This window comes from Pseudomonas sp. Irchel 3E19 (genome assembly GCF_900187585.1).
Taxonomy (GTDB): domain Bacteria; phylum Pseudomonadota; class Gammaproteobacteria; order Pseudomonadales; family Pseudomonadaceae; genus Aquipseudomonas; species Aquipseudomonas baetica.
The window spans coordinates 47,452-51,719 of sequence record NZ_FYDT01000044.1; the positions used below are offsets into that span (position 1 = coordinate 47,452).

The window sequence follows — 4,268 nt, forward strand, 5'->3', positions numbered from 1 at the left end:
CATTGGGGTTTGTGTTGGGTCACAGGTTTCAGTGTTGTCCCGGATTCTCGCCACACTTTCACCTGTCTGAACCCTCTGCCCCCCGGTGGAAGACAAATCCACTGTGGGAGCGGGCTTGCTCGCGAAAACGTTGTATCAGTCGACACTTTCATTGCCTGATCCACCGACTTCGCGAGCAAGCCCGCTCCCACATTGGGGTTTGTGTTGGGTCACAGGTTTCAGTGTTGTCCCGGATTCTCGCCACACTTTCACCTGTCTGAACCCTCTGCCCCCCGGTGGAAGACAAATCCACTGTGGGAGCGGGCTTGCTCGCGAAAGCGGTGTATCAGTCGACACATTCATTGCCTGACCCACCGCCTTCGCGAGCAAGCCCGCTCCCACATTGGGGTTTGTGTTGGGTCACAGGTTTCAGTGTTGTCCCGGATTCTCACCTCACCTTAACTTGTCCCCAAGCCCCCAGCCGTGTAGAAAGCCCTTCCACAAAATTTGCACAAAGATTTTCGATGAAGGCTTTGCCATGGCTCTATCTGGCACTTCTCACCCTCGGTTACGGATTGGCGCTGAGCTACGGCCAACTCGGCTGGCTCGCACTGACTTCCGGCGGGCTGCTATTGATCGCCGGATTCGCCGTACGCCAGCAACACGTTCCGTTTGCGCGCTATCTCGGTCACGGCCTGTTCATCGTTCTGGCTTTGGCCCTGGCGCTGCACTGGCTGCCGGTTTTCTACAACGGTCGCGCCATCGATCCGCAACGTTTTACCGACAACGCCGTGCCGTTCTCGATGTACCTCAATCAAGACAAACCGCTGATCGGCTTCTGGCTGTTGCTGATCTGTCCGTGGATTGTCATGCGCCGTTCACTGCGTTTGACGGTGTACGCCACTGCCCTCGCTGCCATATGGCGACAACCTCGCCCTGTTACTGGCCTCATCGCTGTTCGCACTGGCCCATGTGGGTGCGGGCTGGACCTGGGTGTTGCTGGCAGGGCTGGCGGGGGTCGGCTATGGTCTGGCCTACCGTTTTGGCGGACTCGGTGCGGCGATCGCCACACACTTCGGGCTGAACCTGCTGCATTTCGGCCTGTTCACTTATCCAATGCTGGCCGGTTGAAGCAAGGCCCGTTTTGCGACGCCGTGCTGATTACCGAAAGAAAAATTCAATAAAAAGCTGACATCGCCGACAACCTTTCAAAGCCTTGCGGATTGAAAAACCATGCGTAATAACCAGCCCATTACACAACGCGAACGGACGTTCCCGGCTCAGCAGCGGTTGATTTCCACAACTGATGCCAAAGGCGTGATCACCTACTGCAACGACGCTTTCGTTGAAATCAGTGGGTTTTCGCGTGAGGAACTGATCCGTGCGCCGCACAACCTGGTCCGTCACCCCGACGTCCCGGCGGCGGTGTTTTCGCACATGTGGGGCACACTGAAACAAGGCTTGCCATGGATGGGCATTGTCAAGAATCGCTGCAAGACCGGTGATCATTACTGGGTTAACGCCTATGTAACACCGGTGTTTGAAGGCAATCAGGTGGTCGGTTACGAGTCGGTGCGGATCAAACCCACCGCCGAACAGATCCGCCGTGCCGAAGCGCTCTACCAACGCATCAACCAAGGCAAGTCGGCAATCCCTTCCAGCGACAAATGGCTGCCGGTTTTGCAAGACTGGCTGCCGTTCATTCTGGTCAGCCAGTTGAGCTTCGTGATCGGCGCGACCCTGAACTCGCAGTGGGGCTTTGCCCTGGCAGCCGGTTTGTCGGTGCCACTGGGCCTGCTGGGCCTGCAATGGCAGCAACGCGGGCTCAAGCGCCTGCTGCGTCTGGCCGAACAGACCACGTCCGACCCGCTGATCGCGCAGATGTACACCGACAGCCGTGGCGCGCAAGCACGTCTGGAAATGTCGATCCTCAGTCAGGAAGCCCGTCTGAAAACCTGCCTGACCCGTCTGCAGGACACTGCCGAACACTTGACCGATCAGGCCAAGCAGTCCGACCGACTGGCACACAGCAGCTCGACCGGCCTGGAACGTCAGCGGGTGGAAACCGAACAGGTCGCCACCGCCGTCAACCAGATGGCCGCGACGACTCAGGAAGTCGCCAGCCACGTGCAGCGCACCGCCGACGCGACTCAGGAAGCCAATCGCCTGACCGGTCGCGGTCGTGACATCGCCGGCGAAACCCGCGAAGCCATTCAGCGTCTGTCCGTCGTCGTGGGTGAAACCGGCCTGACCGTCACTCAACTGGCCAAGGACAGCGACGAAATCGGCGGCGTGGTTGACGTGATCAAAGGCATTGCCGATCAGACCAACCTCCTGGCACTGAACGCTGCGATCGAAGCCGCACGTGCCGGTGAGATGGGCCGTGGTTTCGCGGTAGTGGCCGATGAAGTTCGCCAACTGGCGCAACGCACCAGCGAATCGACCGGGCAGATTCACGCCCTGATCGCCAAGCTGCAGCAGACGGCTTCGAGTGCCGTGCAAACCATGGAAGCCGGGCATCGCCAGGCCGAAGAAGGTGTGGCACGAGTGCTGGAAGCGGATCAGGCGTTGGTCGGAATCAGCGAAGCGGTGGCCAACATCACCGACATGACCACGCAGATCGCCGCCGCGACCGAAGAGCAAAGTGCAGTGGCTGAAGAGATCAGCCGCAACATCAGCAATATTTCGGAACTGGCGGATCAGACGTCGGAACAGGCGCAAAACTCGGCGTTGCTGAGTGAAGAGCTGACCAAGACGGCGAATACGCAGTACTCGTTGGTGGAGCGGTTTAACCGCTAAAAGCAAAAGATCGCAGCCTTCGGCAGCTCCTACACGGATCCGATGTAGGAGCTGCCGCAGGCTGCGATCTTTTGATCTTCAAAGCCCGGACGGCGAAAGCTTCCGGGTTTTTTGTTGCTTGTCTGAAAGTGATAGTGCTTGGCAGAGCGCTTTCGCGAGCAGGCTCGCTCCCACTTTGGAACGTAGTGGGATCACAGATTTGTGTCCAACGACAATCCCTTGTAGGAGTGAGCCTGCTCGCGATGAGGCCATAACAGCCAGCGAAATTACTGAGGCAACTTCAGCTTATCCAGCAGTCGATTGACCAACAGTTCGTTGAGCATGATCACCTGTTGCAGCGCCAGCAGTGGTTTGCGTTCCGGGCCGCCGATTGAGTGAGCGATGTTACCGGCCATGGCATGGGCGTAAGACAGCGACTCGCAGGCTTCGACGAGCAGGGTTTCGTCATCCAGTGTGGGGTCGACGAGAAAGACGGGGCGAAACTTGGGCGAGCTTGGCGGAGCACCCAGGGCTTCGGGTCGGAGGTAGTAGTCGAGGGCGCGATCCGTCGCTTCTTTTGTCTTTTGAGACTCAAGCGCTGGGTCGTGAGGGGTTGGGTCGATGCCCGGAGGGTTTGGCGTGGCTTTGAACATAAATATCTAATTCCTGATCAAGGGCCGCGACCGTTCTCTACTAAAAGAAGGGTGGCGGCTGTGCGCAGGTTAGTAGACCGGAGGAATTAGCAAGACCGGCGCGCTCGAAAGCGCCCTGAGCACAGCCACCATTGAGTGCAGGCAAATACGCCTGACTTAATGGGACCTATGCACTTACTAAAACCATACGGGCTACTAAACCCGACCACTGATGGGCAGTGGCAGGCAAACGATATAGCCCGCGCCATGGTTGTGTAAGCCGGCGGATTCTGGCGTACGCGTAGGTAACGGCGCAAGGTGTTGTAGGCCCGATGGCGTAACGGGTTGTGTGATTTAAACATGCTTGCAGGATTGCGTTTACTAACAGAAAAATCCGCAAATGCCCTGTTCTTTTGGTGGTGTCTGTCAGACCGCTTTCGCGAGCAAGCTCGCTCCCACATTTGGACCGGGTGCATCAGTATGGGATTGATCGGCTGTCAGGCCGCCATCGCTGGCAAGCCAGCTCCCACAATGGATTGAGTGCATTCTGTTAGAGATTGGTCGGCTGTCAGGGCGCCTTCGCGAGCAGGCTCGCTCCCACAACAAGAAACAGCAAGATCAAAAGATCGCAGCCTTCGGCAGCTCCTACAGGGATGATATGTACCACCCGCACGCGGCGCATGCCGCCCCACTCAAAGGATGAGCGCAAGCTCGGCTGCCGCTCTTGATCTTGATCCATGGGCGACGTCGGAAGGCTGAGTGGAGGGATTGATCCGGGGGTGGGAGCGCAGCGACCGTTTGGCGCAGCCAAACACAGCGAGAGGAGGTGCAGCGAAGCAAACCGTAGGCGCTGCGCCCGGATCGATTCCGGAGCGAAGG

At 58.3% G+C, this 4,268-nt stretch carries 3 protein-coding genes and 1 pseudogene; 2 read left to right on the forward strand and 2 right to left on the reverse strand.

Annotated features, from left to right (window positions below; genetic code table 11):
• Nucleotides 1-503: 503 nt before the first annotated feature.
• Nucleotides 504-1,110: pseudogene (locus CKW18_RS22705) on the forward strand (type II CAAX prenyl endopeptidase Rce1 family protein).
• A 102-nt stretch (nt 1,111-1,212) separates the two neighbouring features.
• On the forward strand, nt 1,213-2,778 hold the full coding sequence (locus tag CKW18_RS22710; RefSeq protein ID WP_095190846.1) for a PAS domain-containing methyl-accepting chemotaxis protein: 1,566 nt from the start codon (nt 1,213-1,215) through the stop codon (nt 2,776-2,778).
• Nucleotides 2,779-3,044: 266 nt separating this feature from the next.
• Here the strand turns inward: CKW18_RS22710 and CKW18_RS22715 are convergent, their stop codons facing one another.
• Nucleotides 3,045-3,410: a DUF6124 family protein gene (locus tag CKW18_RS22715; RefSeq protein ID WP_095190847.1), complete on the reverse strand. Its 366-nt coding sequence runs from the start codon at nt 3,408-3,410 to the stop codon at nt 3,045-3,047.
• Nucleotides 3,411-3,957: 547 nt separating this feature from the next.
• Nucleotides 3,958-4,268: hypothetical protein (locus tag CKW18_RS30805; RefSeq protein ID WP_218274354.1), on the reverse strand; the 311-nt coding region annotated here is incomplete at its 5' end.